We start from the raw sequence: 19638 nt of genomic DNA, 5'->3' as shown, positions 1-19638 counted from the left end.
GAATTGATTGCAAAGTATCATTGCAAAAATGAAGACCAAGAAAGGTTCCCGTCATGAGCAGATTGCCGGATTTCGAAGGCCTGGCCATTTTCGCCAAGGTGGCGGAGGAGCGTTCTTTCGCCGCAGCCGCGCGCGTGACCGGGCTTTCCGTGGCGACAGTTTCGCGGGCGATTGGCCGGCTCGAAACGCGTCTCGGGGCCCGGCTCTTCAATCGCACCTCGCGGCAGCTGGCGCTGACGGAGTTCGGTCAAAGCCTGCTGGCGCGCGCCAGCCGCCTTTACCAGGACGCCGAGGAGGTGGAACAGGCGGCGCGGGAGCTATCGGCCAGTCCACGGGGGCTGATACGGTTTGCGGTGCCGATGGCGTTCGGACTGCGCTGGGTGGCGCCGATCCTGCCGGACTTCTTCCGCGCCTACCCGGATATCTCGATCGATCTCCATCTCTCCGACGAGGCGGTCGATCTGATCGGCCAGGGCTTCGACGCCGCCCTCAGGATCGCGATTCTCCCGGACTCGTCGCTGGTCGCACGCCGCCTGTGTCCAGTGGCCCGCTATATCGTCGCGGCGCCGGCCTACCTCAAGCGCCAGGGCAGGCCGCGGCATCCACGCGAGCTCGATGGCCGGGACTGCCTCGGCTACGCCTATCGGGCGCGCAGCGACGCCTGGCGCTTTGTCGACGCGGCGGGAGCCGAGGAGACCGTCATGCCCGCTGGCTGCCTGCGGGTCACCAACGCAGAAGCCCTATTGCCGACGGTGCTCTCGGGCCTGGCCGTCGCCGAAATGCCGGAATTTATGATCGGCGAATACCTTCGCGATGGACGTCTGGAGACGATACTGACCGACTGGCCCCTGCAACAGGGCGGTCTGTACTTCGTCACCCCGACGATTCGCGCTCGCCCCGCCAAGGTAGAAGCGCTCGCCCGGTTCTTCGCCGAGCGGCTCACCGACCCGGTGTGGCGCTGAGCACCAGATGACGCACCGCCGAGAGCGTGAGTCATTCAGCCAAACCGAAGCGCCAGGCTGAACGGATAGCGAAGCGCCCGGCTGGAGAGATGACCAATCATCGGCCATTCTGAACACGATCATTCGGCAAGGAGGCCAGCATGAAACCGCAAACGCTCTGGACGATCATCGGCACATCCACCGCAATTCTCTCTGGCGTGGCGACGCGCCAATCGCTCAAGCACACCTCGCGGCGTCATGCCTTCGAGCCGCCGGTCAATCCGGACGATCCCGAGGTGCGCTGGCGCGAAGCGCTACTCTGGGGTGCCGCTTCCGGCATGGCAGTCGGCATCGGCCGCATCGTGGGCTGGAAGCTCGCCTCCAGCGGCATGCGCCGAGCTCGTCGGACGCGACGCGGGCAGAGAGTGCTTTCAAAGCTCGAGGATTGATCAGTCACAAGAGACGAAACGACCGCCATTCACCTCGCGTGGATGGCGGTCGAGTTTTTGGCGCCGCGAGAATCGCGACGGGATCAGAACGAGTACGACAGCGTCGACGTCACGTTCATCGGCTCACCGTAGACACCGTAGGTGTCGAAATAGCTGTAGTACTTCTTGTCGAACAGGTTGTGCACGTTGACCTGCAGTGCCAGATCCGGCGTGAACTGGTAGCGCCCGAAGACATCGACCAGCGTGTAGCTGTCCTGCTCGTACTCGCGATTCCCGCCACCGGGCGCCGGCTGATCGACGAAGGTATCACTCTGCCAGCGGGCCCCGCCGCCGACCGTCAGCTGGCGCCACTGCGGCACGCGGTAGCTGGCAAAGAGATTGGCCTGAGTGCGTGGGCGATCCGTATTGAATGAGCCCTCAGCCGATGTTGCCGTGTAGTGGGTGAATCCGGCCGTGACGTCGAGATCATCGGTCACGGCACCTGTGAGCTCGGCCTCGAAGCCTTCGCTGACCACCTCGCTGACCGGCGTGGCCGTGGTAATCAACGAGCCCGGCGTCAGGACGACATCCGCCACGTTGTCCTGCTCGAGCCGGAAGACCGAGAAGGAGGCGTTGAGCAGTCCGTCGAACCAGGCCGCCTTCAGGCCGGTTTCGTAGTTCTTGCCCTTGAGCGGATCGAGATAGCCATTGCCGCCCACCTCGAGATAACTCTGCGGCTGAAAGATTTCGCTATAGCTGACGAACGCCGACCAGACCTCGTTGATGTCGTAAATCAAACCACCGTACGGCGTAATGTCGTCTTCGCTTTGTGAGGCGTTGCCGAGGCCGCTCGACCAGGTTCTGCCCTGCCAGTCGGTATAGCGTGCACCGACGATCAGCGTCAGCGGGTCAGCTAGCGAGAAGCGCACGGCGCCGTACACGGCTTGCTGACGGGTACTCGCGCGCTCCGACGGCACGAAGGAGGGCCAGCCATCGTTCGGCGCCGCGCCGTTCCAGTTGTCGAGATCGCCGGGATCGAATCCATCGATGAAGCTGTTTTCGTAATCGTTGCTCTGGTCGCTGTAGCTGCCACCGACGACTAGCTCGTGCTCGCGTCCGAAAAGCGCAAATGGTCCCTTGGCATAGCCATCGAACGAGTCCACCTTGCGCTCGCCGCGATTCCACCCCGTAAAGAAGAAGGAACCTTGTCCTGTGGCCGGGTCGGGTGATGAGTAATAAGGCTCGTAATAGGGAGAAGCCAGCTTGCCGTCCAGATCCGTCTCTTCGTGGGTCACCGTACCGTGCAGTTCCCAACCGCTGTCGAAACGGTGCTCAAGCTGAGCAAAGACCTTCTTGGACTCGAAATCGTAGTAGGACCAATCCGGCGCCACGCTGAACGAACGCGTGTAATTGGTTTCGCTACCGTCGCTGTACCAGAGCGGCATCCCACCCCAGGTCGGTGAGGATGCGTGGGTATCCTGATAGTCGTAACCGACCGATATCGTCGTGTTGTCGGTGACGTCGGCATCGATGATCGCGTAACCGAACTTCTCGCGGCTTGAATAGCGATCCAGGTAAGAATCACCGGAGTCATAGCCACCGATAAAACGCGCCCTGACGTCGCCTGACCCAGTCAGCGGGGTGGTGACATCGACCACGCCTCGGCGCTGATCCCAACTGCCCAGCGTGCCGGATACCGAACCCGTCAGTTCACGACTGTCAGCGTGCTTGCGCACGAAGTTGACCGAGGCGCCGGGGTTCCCCGCTCCCGTCATCAGCCCGTTGGCGCCGCGAACGACCTCGACACGGTCATAGATCGCCGTGTTCTGAGAGCCCTCGCCAAAGTACCAGCGACTATCCGTATTGAGTGTGGGGATACCGTCGTACTGATAGCTGTTGAGACGAAAACCGCGGGAGTAGAACGACACGCGATTGCTGTCGATCTGGCTGGTGGAAATTCCCGTCGTATTGGAGAGCACATCCTCGATGTCCTGCAGGTCCTGATCCCGGATGCGCTGCTCGGTGACAATACTGACTGCTTGCGGAATCTCGCGCGGGCTCAAATCGAAGCGTGTCCCGGCCGTTGTCGAGCGACGCGTGTAACCCACATTCTCGTAGAGGTTGGAGGCAGTGACAGTTACCGCGTCAAGCTGGGCGGCCTCGTCATCGGTCTGCGCCGAGGCCAAGGGAGAGAGCAGTGCAGCCACGGACGAGAAAAGAACGAGCGGCGCTAGGCGAACGACATGGCCGTTCGCACACACCGGTATCACCGGCAGGCAGGAGCGTTTATTCATTGTGTTCCCTTGGAGGCGTGTCCGGCACGCCGAATTATCGATCAATCAGCCCAAGGATTGTTATCAGCCGCACCAAGACTGTCAATAATTATGACAATCATTCGCATTTTCAGGAAGAAGACTCGCGATCCACGGCCGGGCTCGGTAGCAGCGAGCGGTTGGCTTCGACGACCTCTTTCAACACTTCGATGAATCGCTCGGCGGCGAGCGAGAGTTCGCGCCGCCGGGAGGTGAGCACACCGATATCGCGATAGAGGCGTTCGCGGATCGGAATCAGACAGACGTCGTCGCGGCGAAACATCATCTTCAGCGATGACGGCAAGGCGCTGACGCCGATGTCGTTGGCGACCATGCCGAGAATGGTCGATTGATAGGCCGCGACCTGCACCGGCGTCATCGGTTTTCCCGCGATCTCGAACCCCCGCTCGGTCAGACGTCGCATGCTGGTGCGTGTCTTCATGGCGATGAACGGCCACTCGACGATCTGGTGCCAGCTCACCTCGTCGGCCTCCGCCAGCGGATGACGCGGCGAGCAGACGAAATAGAGGTAGTCCTTGTAGATCGGTTGAAAATCGACCTCGTCGACGGCGGCGGGCGCGACACTGACACCGAAGTCGACGTCGCCGGCCATCACCTGCTGATAGATCGGCTCGTCACTCTCCTCGAGATACTCCAGGCCGATATCCGGATAGCGCGACTGGAATTCGGCCATGGCGGCGGGAATCAGACTGCCGCCGACGGTGAGCAACGCGGCGAAGCTGAGCCGTCCACGCTGCCCTTCGGCCAGTGCGCGCATATCCTGCATGCCGCGTTCCAGCCTCGCCAGTACGCGCTCCGCGACCGGCAGGAACGCTTGTCCGGGCTCGGACAATCTCACCTTGCGCGTCGTCCGCTCGAACAGTTTCACGCCGAGGATATCCTCGAGCTGACGCACGAGATGACTCAGCGAAGGCTGGGATAAATGAAGCTTTTCAGCGGCTTCCGTGAAGCTGCCGAGATCGGCGACGGCGATCAGTGCTTCGAGCTGGCGGGCGGTAACGTTATTCATCGGAATATCCAATCAATCCATTCTTCATTCAAATTTATCCGATTAATTCCGCCACGTATTCTGCCTTGACTCGAAAATCCCTTTCTCGCCTATCTGGACCGACAACCATGCTGAAGCAAGTCATCGATCTGCACGAAATCCTGGATAGTCCGAGCGCCTCGGGCGAGCGGGTCAAGGCATACCTGGTCGCCTGCGGCGCGGCGCCCGAGACGGTCAAGGTCACCCGTGTCACCTCCGAGAAAGGCGCTTCGGATTTTCTGCATGTGGTCATTGCCGGTCACAGTGGCAAGCAAGCCGGTGGCGACGCCCCGACACTCGGCGTCATCGGCCGCCTCGGCGGCATCGGTGCGCGTCCGGAGATTGTCGGCTATGTCTCCGACGGCGATGGCGCCCTGGCAGCGAGCGCCGCCGCGGCCAAGCTGATCGGCATGGCCGTCAACGGTGACCGGCTGGCCGGCGACGTGATCGTGACGACGCATATCTGCCCCGATGCGCCGACGCGCGAGCATCATCCGGTGCCGTTCATGGACTCTCCGATCAGCTTCGAGGACACCTGGGAGCACGAGATCGATCCGGCCATGGACGCGATCGTCTCCATCGACACCACCAAGGGCAATCGCATCATCAACGTACGTGGCGTGGCGATGTCGCCGACGGTCAAGCAGGGCTACATCCTGCGCACCAGCGAGAGCCTGATGGACGTGATGTCGCGCGTTACCGGTCGCCTGCCGGAGGTCTTCGCGCTGACCCAGCAGGACATCACGCCCTACGGCAACGGCCTGCATCACCTCAACAGCATTCTGCAGCCGGCCGTTGCCACGACGGCGCCGGTCGTCGGCGTGGCGCTGGCCGCCGAAACCGCCGTCGCCGGCTGTGCTACCGGCGCCAGTCATGAGGTCGATATCGAGCAGGCCGCGCGCTTCGCGGTCGAGGTCGCCAAGGACTTCACTGCCGGCCTCTGTCAGTTCTTCGATGCCGAGGAGTACGCACTGTTGGTGGAACTCTACGGCGAACAGACCCGCTTTCAGCAGGGCGGAGCGCGGGGATGAACACGGCCTCCGCCCACGTACGACTCGGCATCGTCACCATTGGCCAGGCACCGCGCACGGACCTGCACGACGATCTCGCCGTGCTCCTGGCAGCGGATATCGAGGTTGTCGAACGCGGCGCGCTCGACGCGCTGACGCTCGAGGAGATCGAGTCTCGCTATCCGGTCGGCGATCAGCCGCAGTTGCTGGTCTCGCGCATGCGCGACGGTCGCCAGGTGACCATCGCCGAACCGGATCTGGAGCCGCTATTGGACAGCGCGATCCGCACCATGGCGAGAGAAGACGGCGTCGACGCCATCGTCGTGCTGTGCACCGGAGAACTGCCGGACTATCGCGACCTGGGCGTGCCGGTGCTTTCGCCCAAACGCCTGGTGCGTCATGGCATCCAGGCGCTGTTCCCGGAAGGCCGCCTGCTGGTGATGAGCCCGGAAGCGCGGCAGATGGCAAATACGCGGGCGCGATGGGAAGCGGCAGGCTTTCGCGTCGGGACTTTGAGCGCCTCGCCTTATGGGGATCTCGCCGAGCTGGAGCGTGCCGCGCGCGAGGCGACGGCGTACCGAATCGACGGTGAAGCGCCGGACCTGCTCTATCTGGACTGCATGGGTTACACCCTCGCCCACCGGGCTCGAATCGCCGAACTCTCCGGGCAGCGCACGCTCACGCCGCGCCAACTCGTGTTCAACGCAGCGAACCTGCTGCTCGCACGCTGAACGCGGGCCCGAACCGCCGGCACGGTTCCTCGGCGCCCGCTGTAGCAACGACAACAACCGTAATGACGGGAACGACAACGACATGAACGACAACGATCTACAAGTCACTTCGCCGCCGACCGCCGTCAACACCGACGATGCCACGCCATCGGGCCGGCACCCGCGCTTTTTCTCGCCCGGGCAGATGGTCATCAACGTCATCGTCTGCGTGCTCGGTGCGATCATCGGCATGGAGTTGATCACTCGCGTCGGGGTGACACCCAATACTTCGATCATCGGTGCGCTGATCGCGATTCTGCTCTCCTACATCCCGCTGCGCATGTTCCGCCGCTACCGCTCGCTGGAAAGCCAGACGCTGGTTCAGACGACTATCTCGGGGGCGACCTTCTCCGCCGCCAATGGTCTGCTGCTGCCGCTGGCGATTCCGTTTCTGATGGGCGAATCCGAGATGCTGATACCGATGCTGATCGGCGCCGCGTTGGCGGTCATCACCGACGCCTCGATTCTCTACTTCTCGTTCGACAGCAAGATCTTCTCGGCCCGCGCGGCCTGGCCACCGGGGCTGGCCACGGCGGAAGCGCTCAAGGCCGCTGCCGCCAAGGGCCATAACGCCGTGATTCTGCTGGTCGGCATGGTCGGCGGCGTGGTCGGCAAGGCGTTCGGCATTCCCGCCGACATGTTCGGTATCGCCTGGATCGCCAACGTCTTCGCCATGTGCGCGCTGGCACTGGGGCTGATCCTGCGCGGCTATTCCGAGACCCTGTTCGGGTTCGACATCGCCAGCGCCTACATCCCGCACGGAATCATGATCGGCGCCGGGCTGGTCGCGTTGGCGCAGATTCTGCTGCTGATGCGCCGCGACCGCCGTCAGAAGGAGAGCGACGGCGAATCGACTCAGCGCCCGACCCGCTCCGCCCTGCAAATGCGTACCGCCATGCTGAGCGGCTTCGGCGCCTATCTGATCATTGCGCTGATCCTGGCGCTCGGCACCGGCGTCTATACCGGCATGTCGATGGGCATGCTGATCGGCTGGCTGGTGTTCGCGGCGCTGGCGGCCATGGCCTCCGAACTGATCGTCGGCATCGCGGCGATGCATTCGGGCTGGTTCCCGTCGTTCGCCACCGCGCTGATCTTCCTGGTCATCGGTATGCTGCTCGGATTTCCGACCACCGCGCTGGGCGTGCTGGTCGCATTCACCGTCGCCACCGGCCCGGCGTTCGCCGACATGGCCTATGACCTTAAGGCTGGCTGGACGATTCGAGATGAGGGTCGTGACGAAGCGTATGAGCTGGATGGACGGCGCCAGCAGTACTTCGCCGAACTGTTCAGCTTCGGCGTGGCGATCGTAATCGTGGCCTTTGCCTTCAGCGCCTACTTCGCTGCCGACCTAGTGCCGCCGGTCGCCCGCGTCTACGTCGCCACCATCGACGCCGGCGCCAGTCTCGAAGTCGCCAAGCAGCTCCTGATCTGGGGCGTCGTCGGGGCGATCATCCAGGCCGTCGGCGGCGTTTCGCGCCAGATCGGTGTGCTGCTGGCGACCGGACTGCTGATTACCTCGCCGATCGCCGGTATCGTGATCTATCTGGCCCTGATCATCCGCTGGCTCGTCGTCAAGCGCTTCGGCAACACCGGCAGCCAGAAACTCTATGTCCTCGGTGCCGGCTTCATCACCGGCTCGGCGCTCTACAGCTTCTTCTCCTCGACCCTCAAGCTGGGCTCGAAGTAAATCCGATACCGGACGGCCCCGTCCGCCAACGCCGGGCCGTCCGTTGCAGCCGGGAGTCATCGCATGTCACGTCTTCTGTTGTTGAGCAGTTCCCGCGCCGGCACCACCGGCTATCTCGATCACGCCCAGCCATTGATCGCCGATTTTCTCAATGCCAATCCCACGCCGATTCGTCGGGTGCTGTTCATCCCTTTCGCCGGTGTCGGCAAGACCTTCGACGCCTATCTCGAGCAGGTTCGCCCGGCGTTCGCGGCTATCGGACTGACGCTCGAGAGCCTCCATCAGGCCGCCGATCCCATCGCTGCCGTGCGTGATGCCGAGGCGGTCGCCGTGGGCGGCGGTAACACCTTCGCGCTGGTCAAACGGCTCTACGACGCCGACCTGCTGGACGCGCTTCGCGAGCGCGTCGCGGCGGGCAGGCCCTTTATCGGCTGGAGCGCCGGTTCCAACATCGCCGGCCCCACGCTCTGCACCACAAACGACATGCCGATCGTCGAACCGCCAAGCTTTACTACGCTCGGTCTGGTGCCGTTCCAGATCAATCCGCACTTCATCAGCGGCAAGGTGGCTGGTCACAACGGCGAAAGCCGCGAAGAGCGTCTGGCCGAGTATCTGGCGCTCAATCCCGAGGCGCGAGTGGTCGCACTGCGCGAGGGTACGGCGCTGCGCCGCGACGGCGATTCGTTGACGCTCGTCGGCGAACTCGACGGCGTGAGTTTCACCGCCGATGGCGAGCAGTCGATCGCGGCGGGCAGTCGCTTGGACGATCTGTTGACGACGAGAGCGAAGGCATGACACGCATCGGCATTCTGCGCGTGGTGACCTCGGCGGATCAGACCTTTCTCGAGCATCATCAGCGCCTGATTCAAGCCAGTCTTGCGGAAAGATATTCGACGCTCGCCTTCGAAACCCGCTGCCTGCCCGATCAGCCCAATGGCATCCATGACGCCGCCACGCTGGCCCGAGCGCTGCCGCAGATCGAGGCGCTGGCGCGCGACTGGGCGCCGACACTCGACGGCCTGATAGTCAGCTGCGCCGCGGACCCGGGCCTCAAGAAGCTCAAGGCCACGCTATCGATTCCGGTCGTTGGCGCCGGTGAGGCATGCTGCGAGCGGGCGCTGACACTCGGGACTCGTATCGGCGCCATCGGCATCGAGCTGGACGCCCCGCCGGTCTTCCACGCCCGCCTCGGCGAACGCCTGATGCGCTATCGCCAGCCGGACGGTGTCGCCTGCACTCACGACATTCACACGGACGCCGGCAAGCTGGCGATCATTGCCGCCGTGCAGGCACTGGAGGCCGAAGGCGCCGACACCATTGCGCTCGCCTGCACCGGTATGGCGACGACCGATGTCGCCGCACTGGTCGCGCCTTACACGAATCTCCCCGTCGTAAATCCGGTGCTGGCGGCGGGCGCGGTCATGGCCAGGCGGCTGACGGATGTCTGAGCTTGCGTCGAGAGCTCACTGACTCGGGCCGTTAAACGGGTCGCCGTAACCGGCTCGATCTGGCGCCGGCGTCGGCCTGATCGTCAGCCAGCCAGGCCGCTGCCGGCTCATGTCATACCGAGCTTCGATTCGATCTCGGCCGCACACTGGCGCAGCGCCGCTTCCAGCTTCTCCTGCTGACGCGCGAAGCGCTGCGACGGCACCGCCAACGACAGCGCATAGCGCTCGGTGGCGCCGGTGTTCAGGACGATACCCAGCCCGCAAACGCCTTCGGCATGTTCTTCCCGGTCCACGGCCACGCCGCCTTGCCGAATCGTCGCCAGCTGCCGCATCAATGCGGTGGCGTCGGTCACCGACGCTGGCGTGCGAGCCTCCAGCGGCGATTCGTTCAGCACGCGCTCGGCTTCCGTCACCGACAGCGCCGCCAGCAGCGCCTTGCCATGCGCGGTGCAGTGAATGGGAAAGGCGGTACCGACTGGCGAGACGACGCGCAGCTCCTGATCGGAGGCGAACTGGTCGACCGAGACCGCGTGCCGGCCGCGATAGACGCTGAGATCGACCGTCTCACGCGTGCGCCGCCCCAGCGACTCGACGAACGGCCGGGCAATATCGGCCACGTCCACATGGGCCGCAGCGGCCAGCCGCGCCAGCGCCGGGCCCAGGCGGATGCCCTCGCTGCCACTCGCGACCAGCTGCTGCGCTTCCAGCGAGACGACCAGCCGATGCACCGTGGTACGCGGTAGATCGGTCGCCTTGGCGATTCGTCCAAGGCTCATGCCCCGCGGCTCGCTCTCCAGCGCGTTGAGAATCGCCGCGGCCCGCGCCACCACCTGCTTGCCGCCGCTGTCGTTTCCGCCTGTCTCGCTCACCTCGTCTCCTTTTACGTCATCCGCCTGCCAGCTCGTGGCTTCCTCCTATCGCGCCCCGAACCCGGCGCGCTCGTCGCTTGACAGCATAGCGACCGCCAACCAGCATGACACCATCCCTATATACGGAACAGTGTACCGATGAACGGACAAGTGAAAATTTCTCGTCTAGGGGCCTTCACGCTACTGATGGTGGCATGCCTGACGATCATGGTCGGTTGCGTCATCGTGCCCGGCCTGCCGGCGATCGCGCGGGAGCTGGGCGTCGCCGATGCAGCCAGCTGGCTGGTGACGATTCCGTCGCTGGGCGTGGTCCTGTTCGGGCCGCTAGCGGGCCGGGCCATTCAGGCGCTCGGGCTCTATCGCGCGCTGTGCATCGGTCTGTTTCTCTACGGCTTGCTGGGCGCTGGCGGCGTCTTTCTGCATGGCCTCGTGCCGGTATTTCTGGACCGACTGCTGCTGGGGGGAGCCACGGCCGTGGTGATGTCTGCCGGTACGGGGCTGATATCGGCGTTTTACGAAGGAGAGGCGCGTCTGAAGATGATCGCGCGCCAGGGCATGAGCATCGAGTTGGGGGGCGTGATCTTTCTGAGCCTGGGCGGTTTTCTCGCCGGACTCGCCTGGTCGTGGCCCTTCGCGCTCTATCTCTTCGCCTGGCTGATGCTGCTCATGGTGTGGCTATTCGTGCCCCGACCGCCGGCTTCCTCGGAAGGGGCACAAACGCCGGACTCGACTGCGCTGGGGCGTGCGTTGAAGCGGGTCTACGCCGCCGCCTGTGCCTCGATGATCGTGTTTTTCCTCGGCGTCATCGTGCTGCCCTACCAGCTTCACGACCTGGGGTTGAACGAAGCGGAAACCGGCAACTTTCTCTCGTTCGTGTCACTGGTGGCGGTCGGCGCCGCCGCGCTGATGCCCCGCGTCGTCGGGCGAGTCGGCGAATCGACAACGCTGCTCGTGGCATTCACGGCCTATGCCGTCGCCCACGGTCTGTTCTCGTTGGCCGCATCGCTGCCGCTGATGCTCGTCGGCGCGGTTCTCATGGGTATCGGCTTCGGCCTCTCCGTGCCGCTGGTCAACCACATGACGGTCGAGCAGAGCCACGCCGCACTGCGCGGCCGCAACCTGGCCTACCTGTCGATGGCGATCTTCACCGGCCAGTTTCTCTCCGCCTTCAGCGAATTCATTCCCGGCTCGCGCAGCCTGATCTTTCTCGTCGCCGCCATGTTCGCGCTGATCGTCGGTGTCTGGCTATGGACCAGCGCCCGTGTAGATCGGCGGCTCGCCAATATGTAAGGAGCCGATATCAGGCCGAGCTCGCGAGCGGCGCCGACCCGACGCTCGCCCTATCGCGAATTCGCGCTTCACTGTCCGGATCGAAGGCCACCATGCGCGAGACGTCGAAGGCGAAGCGGGTTTGCGTTCCAGATTGCGGTGGCGAACCGGGGCGCATGCGGGCGTTGACGTTGGTGCCACCGAGCCGGGTGACGACGTAGAGATCGGCCCCCGTCGGTTCGACCAGATCGACCTCGAGATCAGCCTCGAAGATCTCGCCACCGTCACGATTGGCGCTCGCCGGGTCGGTGATCGCCTCCGGGCGCAGCCCTAGCATCACCGCTTTATCACACCAGTCGGTGAGCGCCTGCCGGTCGCGTACGATGGGCAGCGCGAGGGTGGCTTTCTCGGTCTCGATCAGCGCCACCAGGGCGCCCGCCTTCTCGGCAATACGCGCTGGCACAAGATTCATCGACGGCGAGCCCATGAAACCGGCAACGAAGAGGTTGTTGGGATCGTCGTACACCGACTGCGGCGTGCCCAATTGCTGAAGCTCGCCAGCACGCATCACGGCGATTCGTGTCGCCAGCGTCATCGCTTCGATCTGGTCATGGGTGACGTAGACGATTGTGGTGCCGAGGCGCTGATGCAGCTGCTTGATCTCGGTACGCATGTCGACGCGCAGCTTGGCATCGAGATTCGATAGCGGCTCGTCGAACAGAAAGAGCTGCGGATCGCGCACTAGCGCTCGCCCCATGGCGACGCGCTGGCGCTGGCCGCCGGAAAGCTGGGCCGGTTTACGCTTGAGCAGGTTCTCGATCTGCAAAAGCTCGGCGACACGCTGGATGGCGGCCCGCCGCCCCGCCCGCGGCACCTTGCGCATCTCCAGGCCGAAGCCGATATTGCCGGCGACCGTCATGCTCGGGTAGAGCGCGTAGGACTGGAACACCATGGCGATGTCGCGCTTCGAGGGGTGCAGTTCATTGATGCGCTGGCCGTCGAGACGCAGCTCGCCTTCGCTGATCGAGTCGAGCCCCGCGATCATGTTGAGGAGTGTCGACTTGCCGCAGCCGGAGGGGCCGACGAGTACCAGGAAGTCGCCCTTTTCGATCTCGATGTCGACGCCCTTGAGCACATGGGTCTCGCCGAATCGCTTGTGAACGTGATGAATGTGCAGAAAGCTCATGAATTCCTCAGCCCTTGACCGATCCCGACATCAGACCGCGCAGAAAGTATTTGCCCGCCAGGATATAGACGAGCAGCGTCGGCACCGCAGCCACCATCGCCGCCGCCATGTTGACGTTGTAGGCCTTCACGCCGGTGGAGCTGTTGACCAGATTGTTGAGCGCGACCGTGATCGGGGCGCTGTCACCGGAGGCGAAGGAGACCCCGAACAGGAAGTCGTTCCAGACGTTGGTGAACTGCCAGATGATCGTGACCACGATGATCGGCACCGAGGCCGGCAGCAGAATCCGGAAGAAGATGGTGAAGAAGCCGGCGCCATCGAGTTGCGCCGCGCGCACCAGCTCATCGGGGAAGTTGGCGTAATAGTTGCGGAAGAACAGCGTCGTGAAGCCGATGCCGTAGACGATGTGCACCAGCACCAGGCCGGAAGTGCTGTTGGCCAGATGCAGAATTCCCAGCACCCGCGCCATCGGCAGCAGGATGATCTGAAACGGAATGAAGCAGCTGAACAGAATGAGGCCGAAGACGATCTTGTGGCCGCGAAACTTCCATTTGGTCAGCACATAGCCATTGAACGCCCCGAGCAGGCCGGAGATCAGCACCGCCGGCACCACGATCTTGATGCTGTTGAAGAAATAACCGTGAACCCCGCTGCACTCCAGGCCGATGCAGGCGCTGCCCCAGGCCTCGCGCCAGGGGGCGAAAGTCCACTGCTCGGGCAGCGCCAGCATGTTGCCCTGATGGATTTCGGCCAACGGCTTGAACGACGTCGTCAGCATCACGTAGAGCGGCAGCAGATAGAGCACGGCGAAGAACAGCAGGAGCGCATAGAGAATCGCGCGGCCGAGGGTGATACGACGCCCCGGTGACGAGGCCGCGCGGGCGGACGTGGCGACACTCATGAGCGCGGCTCCCGCAGTTCGGAATAGAGATAGGGAATGATCAGCGCAGCGATCACCGCCAGCATGAACACCGCACTGGCCGCCGCGATGCCCATCTCGTTGCGCGAGAAGGCGTAGGAGTACATGAAGGTCGCCGGCACGGCGGTGGCATTGCCCGGCCCGCCGCCGGTCATCGCCACGATCAGGTCGAAGCTCTTGATGGCGAGATGGGCGAGCACGACGATGGCGCTGAGGAATACCGGCCGCAGCTGCGGAATGATGATCCGCGCGTAGATCTTCCAGGCCGGCGCGCCGTCGATCTGGGCGGCCTTAATCATTTCCCCGTCGATGCCGCGAAGGCCCGCCAGGAACATCGCCATCACGAAGCCGGTCGCCTGCCACACCGCCGCGATCACCACCGTATAGATCGCCATGTTGGCGTCGATCAGCCAGTTGAAGCTGAAGCTCTCCCAACCCAGGTCGTGCATCGTCTTCTCGAGCCCGAGCCCGGGATTGAGAAACCACTGCCACGCCGTGCCAGTGACGATGAACGACAGCGCCATGGGATAGAGATAGATGGTGCGCAGCGCGCCCTCGGCACGAATGCGCTGGTCGAGCAGAATCGCCAGCAGCAGCCCCAGGACCGTGCAGCTGACGATATAGAGCAGCCCGAAGACCCAGATGTTGTGCAGCGCGATGCCCCAGGTCCAGGAACTCCAGAGACGCGACCACTGACGCAGCCCGGCCCAGGCGTAGTCGGGCATCATGCCGGAGTCGCTGAACGAGATATAACTGGTCCAGGCAATGAAGCCATAGACGAAGAACAGAATCAGAACGCAGGAGGGCGACAGCACGAGCTTGGGCAACCAGTGCTGCAACCGCTCACGCACTCCCTTGCCGTGTGGCGAAGCGGTATCGGACATCGTGACCTCGATACGTGGTTTCGATCCAGGGATCTAAGGAAGCGCTGCATAAATCGACGAGCGAGATAACCGGGGCGGCGTTCCGCCGCAAGGCGCATGGAACACAGAACACGAGACATAACTTGGGGTTAGGCGAGTGTCGATCGGACTGGCGCCCCAGTACCACGCAACGCAGCGATTCGCTCGCGCAGACATTTATGCAGTGCTTCCCTAAAGGTCAGGAGGTCGCGCTCTGTACTGCCGCCGCGAGTTGCTCGGCCGCCACGTCGCTGGGCATGTCGCTGTTGACGAACGACGAGATGATGTCGAATACGGCGTTCTTCACGGAAGCCGGCGCGGCGTAGCCATGAGCCAGACTGCCCATCAGCGTATCGTTGTCGGCGGCGGCCTTGACCTGCTCGTAGCCACGCTGGGCGCAAGCGTCCAGTTTGTCGGCGGAGAGCCCCGTGCGTGCAGGTACCGAGCCCTTGATCTGGCTGAAGGCGATCTGGAAATCCGGCGAGCCGATGATCTGGGCCATGGTCTTCTGCATCGCTTGTTGCTGACCGTCGTCGGTCTCGAACATGATCATCAGGTCGCTGTTGAACGTGACGGCATCCTGCGTACCCGGCGTGCGGAAACACATGAAATCCTTGCCCGGTTCCAGGTTGGCGTTGAGGAATTCCCCTTTCGCCCAATCCCCCATGATCTGATAGAGCGCCTTGCCGTTGATCACCATGGCCGTTGCCAGGTTCCAGTCCCGGCCCGGCGAGTTGTCATCCTTGTACTTCAGCAGTTCGCGCAGATTGTCGAAGGTTTCGACCATGGTGTCGGAGTCGAGCGCCTGTGGATCCAGATCGATCAGCGCCTGACGGTAAAAATCCGCGCCACCGGTGGCGAGCACCACGTTTTCGAAGACGGTGGTGTCCTGCCAGGGCTGTCCACCGTAGGCGAGACCGGTATAGCCCGCCTCCTTGGCTTTCTTCAGAGACGCGATGAACTCATCCCAGCTGGTCGGCTGTTCGATGCCCAGTTCATCCATCATCGATTTGTTGGCCCAGACCCAGTTGGTCGAGTGGATCTCGAACGGCGCCGCGATCCAGTGACCGTCGTGCTTGGCGAAGTCCTGGATCGCGGCAGGAAACACGTCGTTCCACTGCTCCGACGTTGCCACGTCATCGAGCGTGGCCAGCGCATCGCGCTCGGCCCAGTCACGGGCGTCATAACCGAGAACCTGAGCGGCGGTTGGCGGATTCCCCGAAGTGATACGCGAACGCAGCACCGCCATGGCGTTGGTGCCCGCGCCGCCGGCCACCGGCATGTTTTTCCAGCCGATGCCCTTTTCGGCAAGATCGTCCTTGAGTGCTCCCAGGGCTTTTGCCTCACTCCCCGATGTCCACCAGTTCAGAACCTCGACTTCGCCGTTATCCTGCGCCTGGGCGACGCCAGTGATGGCCAAGGCCAAAGGCAATAATGCGCAACTCATGCAGTTGAGCAGCGTTCTAGCTTTCGTTGTTCTCGTCATGGCGTGCATTCCCAAAGCCCTCGTTTTTATTGATTGCCCCGGTTCGCGTCCACGCGAGATTCCACTAGCGCAACCATGCCGACCGGACTGAGGGGGAATATCATGCAGCCATTCAAGAGTCACAATACAACCATAGACGCAGACCGTTAACGAACTATCTTCCAGCCCCCTTCATCACCATCCCGAGCGTATAAATCTGACAGCTCGCGGACCGAAATAGCACACCGCACTCACACTCTCCCGCCACCTTTCACAAACATGTTTTATAAAGAAAAGTTGAGGGCAGCCGCGCGGCTTGTCTGTCTTTAACGCGACAAAGATCAAGGGTAACAAAACCACCAGGCTGCGTAATATTTAATACTTTTGTATGAACAAACGTTTGAATAATATGCCGCCGCATGACTAATACCCTATTCCACAAGGCTTTATATCGAACCCCTGCAGAGACAGCTAAGACCTTGGTCTGCCTAGACCATAGTCAGAATGAAAGTTTACAGAAACCTGTCATTATCGGCGCGAGATGCCAACGCCGCACTTTCGACGACGTCTTTATCAAAGATGTCTTTATCGACAACGCCACGCTATCGACATCCTCTCGCCGAAAAGCCGTTGGCCGATGGAATTCATCCAATGAATCGAACAATCAGCAGGACATGATGAAACGCCGCCTCGATCATCAAGTCGATAGGGCGTCACGGGCGGAACACATTCGAGACCAAACGAGAGAGATTTCAATGATAAAAATCTCCATTCACACGGCCACGATTCAATGAACAGACCTGGGTAAATCCGTTACCCATTGTCTCATTATCGATAAAAAAGCCCCGCGGACTTTAAAGCCGAAGGGGACGACCGAGCACGGCCATCGGCAATGTCAGGAAGGCAAATGGCATTCGTCATGAGGCGCTTGTCATTGGCGATGGATGTTGCGGCAACACTCGATGGATCGAACAACGCCAATCGACATTCAAGACACCACTCGACATTCAAGAGGAACGGGAACCATGCTGGGCTCACACGACTTGCCTCGCCGACGGCTATGCGCAGCCATCGTTGGCGCCTTTTGTACGTTACCGATGTTGGCGCATGCCGATATCGACCCGGAATTCTTCGGTTACGCTCGCTCGGGCATCGGCTCGACCTCCGGTGGAGGTAGCCAGACCTGCTTCAAGGCCGCCGGGGCACCTGCCAAATATCGTCTCGGTAACGAGTGCGAGACCTATGCCGAGATAGGCCTGGGCGCGCAGCTCTATCAGCAGCAGGACACGACCTTCGATTTCGCCAGCCGCGTCGCCTACGTCACCGCGCAGGACAACGACGACGAGTCGTTGAAGGACGACGACAACAATATTTCCCTGCGAGAGATGTACGTCTCCGGCACGAACGTGTTCGGCGGCCTGCCCGGGGCGACGCTGTGGGCGGGCAAACGCTTCTACAAGCGTCACGACATTCATATGAATGACTTCTATTACTGGGATGTCTCCGGGCCAGGCGTGGGCATCTCGGATATCGACGTCGGCACCGGTGCGCTGAGCTTCTCGTGGACACGAAGCGAGGGCGACGACGATGGCGATGGACTCTTCCCCGACGCCGGACAGCAGATTTCCGACGACACGCTCGACGTTCGGTGGGGTGGCATCCCCGTCAATCCCGGTGGCTCCCTGGAAGTGGGCCTCGATTACGGCCGCTCGTCGCTTTCCGATTGGCAAAAGGATTACTACGACGAGTACGGCGTCGACTACGACGAGGGTGACAAGGGCTGGATGGGCACCCTCGAGCATACCCAGAGCGACTGGTTCGGCGGCAGCAACAAGTTCGCCGTGCAGTACGCCACCGACGGCATCATCACGCGGGATGGTAATGCGGTCGGCCGTGGCACCGGCTCGCTGCGCCAGGAAGGCAGCATGTGGCGAGTGCTCGATCATGGTCAGGTATGGCTGGTGCCGGATCAGCTCGACATGCTCTACGCTCTCGTCTACGAGGACAAGGACATGGACGACAACACAGGCCGGCAGTGGTTCTCCGCCGGTGTGCGCCCGGTCTACTACTGGAGCGACATCATGAGCACCGCGGTCGAGCTCGGCTACGATCACATCTCGCCGCAAAGCGGTGGCGTCGGCTACAACGACAGCGACCATCACGTGACCAAACTCACCATCGCTCAGCAGTGGTCGGCGGGACGCGGCGCCATGATCAGACCGACCATTCGCCTGTTCGCCACCTATGCGCAGTGGAACGGGGACGCCTACGTGGAGCAGAACGACGTTCGCAGTTCCAATTCCCTGGATACCGGCGCCGGGCCCAACAACGTCGACTTCGACGACACGGACGGTTTGACGTTCGGCGCGCAGATGGAGGTGTGGTGGGGTAGCTGAGAACGCCGGTCGGCCGTCTGCCGACGGTACTGTTTCGATCCTTGCGGCTCCGGAGCGTGATGCTCTGGAGCCATTTTCGACGCCGCGGGAGTTCTCGAATGTCGAATTCGTATCGCCTGATCTTGCCCTTGGGGGCGCTGATGCTCGCCTTGGCGGGATGCAGCACCCCTTTGATGACGCCACCACCACAGAGCGTTTCCGCGCAGGCGGGAGAGCAGGCCTTGGCCACCGCTCCCGACTGCTGTACCTCGCTGGCCTCGCTACCCTATCGCCCGTTGGACGTGCAGGAGCGCATCACGCTGAATGCCACACCGCAATCGCCGGCGCACGACTTCGGTGACGGCAAGAGCTTCTTCCATGCCTTCGAACTGCCACAGAGTCGGGGCCCCCTCTCGTTGAGCGTGACCAGCCCGATTCGCGACGGTCAGCTCTTTGCGCCCACGATACTGATCCTGGATGCTTCGTACCGCCCCGTCAGGGAGATGCCGAGCGAAGCGCTGACGCTGCGTCGCCCGAGCGGATTTTCCGGCGCCCGTCTGACGGGTGAATTCAGTCTGACGCCCGGTCCGGCCGCGAGCTACCTCATCGTCTACTCCAGCGCCGCGGACCGCGCGTCCACGACGCGCTACGAGTCGGAAGAGAAAGCCTATGCCCGGGTAAGAGGGCTGGCCGAACCCGCGACCGCCGACCCGCTCGCGACGCACACGGCAACCGGCGATATCATCCTGGAAGTGGCTCCCTTGATGGGCGAAGCGCCTATGCTCGTCTCGGATCAGAGCCCCCGGCCAGCACCTATGCAGCGCACGGCTGAGGTCGCCGAGCCGCCAGCGTCGGTCAGAGGCCGTGAGTCTCCCGAGACGAGTGAACCGCTGGATTACCGCCGCATGATCCAGGCAGCACTCAAGGCCGGCGATATCGAACTGGCGCTTCAGCTAGCGGACCGTGCCGAGCGCGAGGGCCAAGCCGGCACACGGGCCTGGCTCGCGGA

The 19638-nt window shown here is 62.7% G+C and carries 17 protein-coding genes; 10 read left to right on the top strand and 7 right to left on the bottom strand.

Features of this window, described 5'->3' with window-relative positions; genetic code table 11:
* Positions 1–53 precede the first annotated feature (53 nt).
* Positions 54–962 carry a LysR family transcriptional regulator gene (locus tag IE125_RS05925; RefSeq protein WP_189443698.1) on the top strand — a complete coding sequence of 303 codons (909 nt, stop codon included), beginning with the start codon at positions 54–56 and terminating at the stop codon, positions 960–962.
* 140 nt (positions 963–1102) lie between these two features.
* Complete coding sequence (locus IE125_RS05920) at positions 1103–1390, top strand: DUF4235 domain-containing protein (RefSeq protein ID WP_189443697.1); 288 nt, start codon at positions 1103–1105, stop codon at positions 1388–1390.
* An 83-nt stretch (positions 1391–1473) separates the two neighbouring features.
* Here IE125_RS05920 and fhuE read toward each other — a convergent pair whose 3' ends face one another.
* Together fhuE and IE125_RS05910 are read right to left on the bottom strand one after the other, a co-directional pair.
* Entirely contained in the window at positions 1474–3663 is a 2190-nt protein-coding gene (gene fhuE / locus IE125_RS05915; RefSeq protein WP_189443696.1) for a ferric-rhodotorulic acid/ferric-coprogen receptor FhuE, read from the bottom strand.
* 109 nt (positions 3664–3772) lie between these two features.
* Positions 3773–4711, bottom strand: coding sequence for a LysR family transcriptional regulator (locus IE125_RS05910; RefSeq protein ID WP_189443695.1), 939 nt, complete (start codon positions 4709–4711; stop codon positions 3773–3775).
* Between the two features lie 107 nt (positions 4712–4818).
* Here IE125_RS05910 and IE125_RS05905 point away from each other — a divergent pair, with 107 nt between their 5' ends.
* The 5 genes from IE125_RS05905 (at position 4819) to IE125_RS05885 (ending at position 9644) form a co-directional block, all read left to right on the top strand.
* Positions 4819–5760: a DUF1177 domain-containing protein gene (locus IE125_RS05905; protein ID WP_189443694.1), complete on the top strand. Its 942-nt coding sequence runs from the start codon at positions 4819–4821 to the stop codon at positions 5758–5760.
* Complete coding sequence (locus IE125_RS05900) at positions 5757–6470, top strand: AroM family protein (protein ID WP_189443693.1); 714 nt, start codon at positions 5757–5759, stop codon at positions 6468–6470. Before IE125_RS05905 ends, IE125_RS05900 begins: the two co-directional genes overlap by 4 nt.
* Before the next feature lie 82 nt (positions 6471–6552).
* Positions 6553–8196: an OPT/YSL family transporter gene (locus IE125_RS05895; RefSeq protein WP_189443692.1), complete on the top strand. Its 1644-nt coding sequence runs from the start codon at positions 6553–6555 to the stop codon at positions 8194–8196.
* A 63-nt stretch (positions 8197–8259) separates the two neighbouring features.
* Positions 8260–8991 carry a dipeptidase PepE gene (pepE, locus tag IE125_RS05890; RefSeq protein ID WP_189443691.1) on the top strand — a complete coding sequence of 244 codons (732 nt, stop codon included), beginning with the start codon at positions 8260–8262 and terminating at the stop codon, positions 8989–8991.
* Positions 8988–9644: an aspartate/glutamate racemase family protein gene (locus tag IE125_RS05885; protein ID WP_189443690.1), complete on the top strand. Its 657-nt coding sequence runs from the start codon at positions 8988–8990 to the stop codon at positions 9642–9644. The genes pepE and IE125_RS05885 overlap by 4 nt, the downstream gene beginning before the upstream one ends.
* 107 nt (positions 9645–9751) lie before the next feature.
* On the opposite strand, the gene IE125_RS05880 is transcribed toward IE125_RS05885, so the two are convergent.
* The gene (locus IE125_RS05880; protein ID WP_189443689.1) at positions 9752–10513 is read right to left on the bottom strand and encodes an IclR family transcriptional regulator; all 762 of its coding nucleotides are present in this window, start codon (positions 10511–10513) and stop codon (positions 9752–9754) included.
* A gap of 150 nt (positions 10514–10663) precedes the next feature.
* On the opposite strand from IE125_RS05880, the gene IE125_RS05875 reads away from it, so the two are divergent.
* A complete protein-coding gene (locus IE125_RS05875; protein ID WP_229808946.1) occupies positions 10664–11803 on the top strand; it encodes an MFS transporter in 1140 nt (379 codons plus the stop codon).
* A 10-nt stretch (positions 11804–11813) separates the two neighbouring features.
* Here IE125_RS05875 and IE125_RS05870 read toward each other — a convergent pair whose 3' ends face one another.
* From IE125_RS05870 to IE125_RS05855, 4 genes are all read right to left on the bottom strand, one after another.
* A complete protein-coding gene (locus tag IE125_RS05870) occupies positions 11814–12968 on the bottom strand; it encodes an ABC transporter ATP-binding protein (protein WP_189443687.1) in 1155 nt (384 codons plus the stop codon).
* Between the two features lie 7 nt (positions 12969–12975).
* Positions 12976–13869 (bottom strand): carbohydrate ABC transporter permease, encoded by an 894-nt coding sequence (locus IE125_RS05865; RefSeq protein ID WP_189443686.1) that lies wholly within the window; start codon positions 13867–13869, stop codon positions 12976–12978.
* On the bottom strand, positions 13866–14771 hold the full coding sequence (locus IE125_RS05860) for a carbohydrate ABC transporter permease (protein ID WP_189443685.1): 906 nt from the start codon (positions 14769–14771) through the stop codon (positions 13866–13868). The genes IE125_RS05865 and IE125_RS05860 overlap by 4 nt, the downstream gene beginning before the upstream one ends.
* Before the next feature lie 217 nt (positions 14772–14988).
* Positions 14989–16275: an ABC transporter substrate-binding protein gene (locus tag IE125_RS05855; RefSeq protein WP_229808945.1), complete on the bottom strand. Its 1287-nt coding sequence runs from the start codon at positions 16273–16275 to the stop codon at positions 14989–14991.
* A gap of 1004 nt (positions 16276–17279) precedes the next feature.
* Here IE125_RS05855 and IE125_RS05850 point away from each other — a divergent pair.
* Both IE125_RS05850 and IE125_RS05845 read left to right on the top strand, forming a co-directional pair.
* On the top strand, positions 17280–18650 hold the full coding sequence (locus IE125_RS05850; RefSeq protein ID WP_189443684.1) for a maltoporin: 1371 nt from the start codon (positions 17280–17282) through the stop codon (positions 18648–18650).
* A 98-nt stretch (positions 18651–18748) separates the two neighbouring features.
* Positions 18749–19638: MalM family protein (locus IE125_RS05845; RefSeq protein WP_189443683.1), on the top strand; the 890-nt coding region annotated here is incomplete at its 3' end.

The sequence above is a fragment of the Salinicola rhizosphaerae genome, assembly GCF_014652715.1.
Classification (GTDB): Bacteria; Pseudomonadota; Gammaproteobacteria; order Pseudomonadales; family Halomonadaceae; genus Salinicola; species Salinicola rhizosphaerae.
This window is presented reverse-complemented; position numbering and strand designations above follow the sequence as displayed.

Coding starts and splice junctions, on each gene's coding strand:
- IE125_RS05900 (WP_189443693.1), top strand. CDS start 5,757: ATGAACACGGCCTCCGCCCACGTACGACTCGGCATCGTCACCATTGGC.
- fhuE (WP_189443696.1), bottom strand. CDS start 3,663: ATGAATAAACGCTCCTGCCTGCCGGTGATACCGGTGTGTGCGAACGGC.
- IE125_RS05895 (WP_189443692.1), top strand. CDS start 6,553: ATGAACGACAACGATCTACAAGTCACTTCGCCGCCGACCGCCGTCAAC.
- IE125_RS05920 (WP_189443697.1), top strand. CDS start 1,103: ATGAAACCGCAAACGCTCTGGACGATCATCGGCACATCCACCGCAATT.
- IE125_RS05855 (WP_229808945.1), bottom strand. CDS start 16,275: ATGACGAGAACAACGAAAGCTAGAACGCTGCTCAACTGCATGAGTTGC.
- IE125_RS05850 (WP_189443684.1), top strand. CDS start 17,280: ATGCTGGGCTCACACGACTTGCCTCGCCGACGGCTATGCGCAGCCATC.
- IE125_RS05905 (WP_189443694.1), top strand. CDS start 4,819: ATGCTGAAGCAAGTCATCGATCTGCACGAAATCCTGGATAGTCCGAGC.
- IE125_RS05910 (WP_189443695.1), bottom strand. CDS start 4,711: ATGAATAACGTTACCGCCCGCCAGCTCGAAGCACTGATCGCCGTCGCC.
- IE125_RS05925 (WP_189443698.1), top strand. CDS start 54: ATGAGCAGATTGCCGGATTTCGAAGGCCTGGCCATTTTCGCCAAGGTG.
- IE125_RS05885 (WP_189443690.1), top strand. CDS start 8,988: ATGACACGCATCGGCATTCTGCGCGTGGTGACCTCGGCGGATCAGACC.
- IE125_RS05870 (WP_189443687.1), bottom strand. CDS start 12,968: ATGAGCTTTCTGCACATTCATCACGTTCACAAGCGATTCGGCGAGACC.
- IE125_RS05865 (WP_189443686.1), bottom strand. CDS start 13,869: ATGAGTGTCGCCACGTCCGCCCGCGCGGCCTCGTCACCGGGGCGTCGT.
- pepE (WP_189443691.1), top strand. CDS start 8,260: ATGTCACGTCTTCTGTTGTTGAGCAGTTCCCGCGCCGGCACCACCGGC.
- IE125_RS05860 (WP_189443685.1), bottom strand. CDS start 14,771: ATGTCCGATACCGCTTCGCCACACGGCAAGGGAGTGCGTGAGCGGTTG.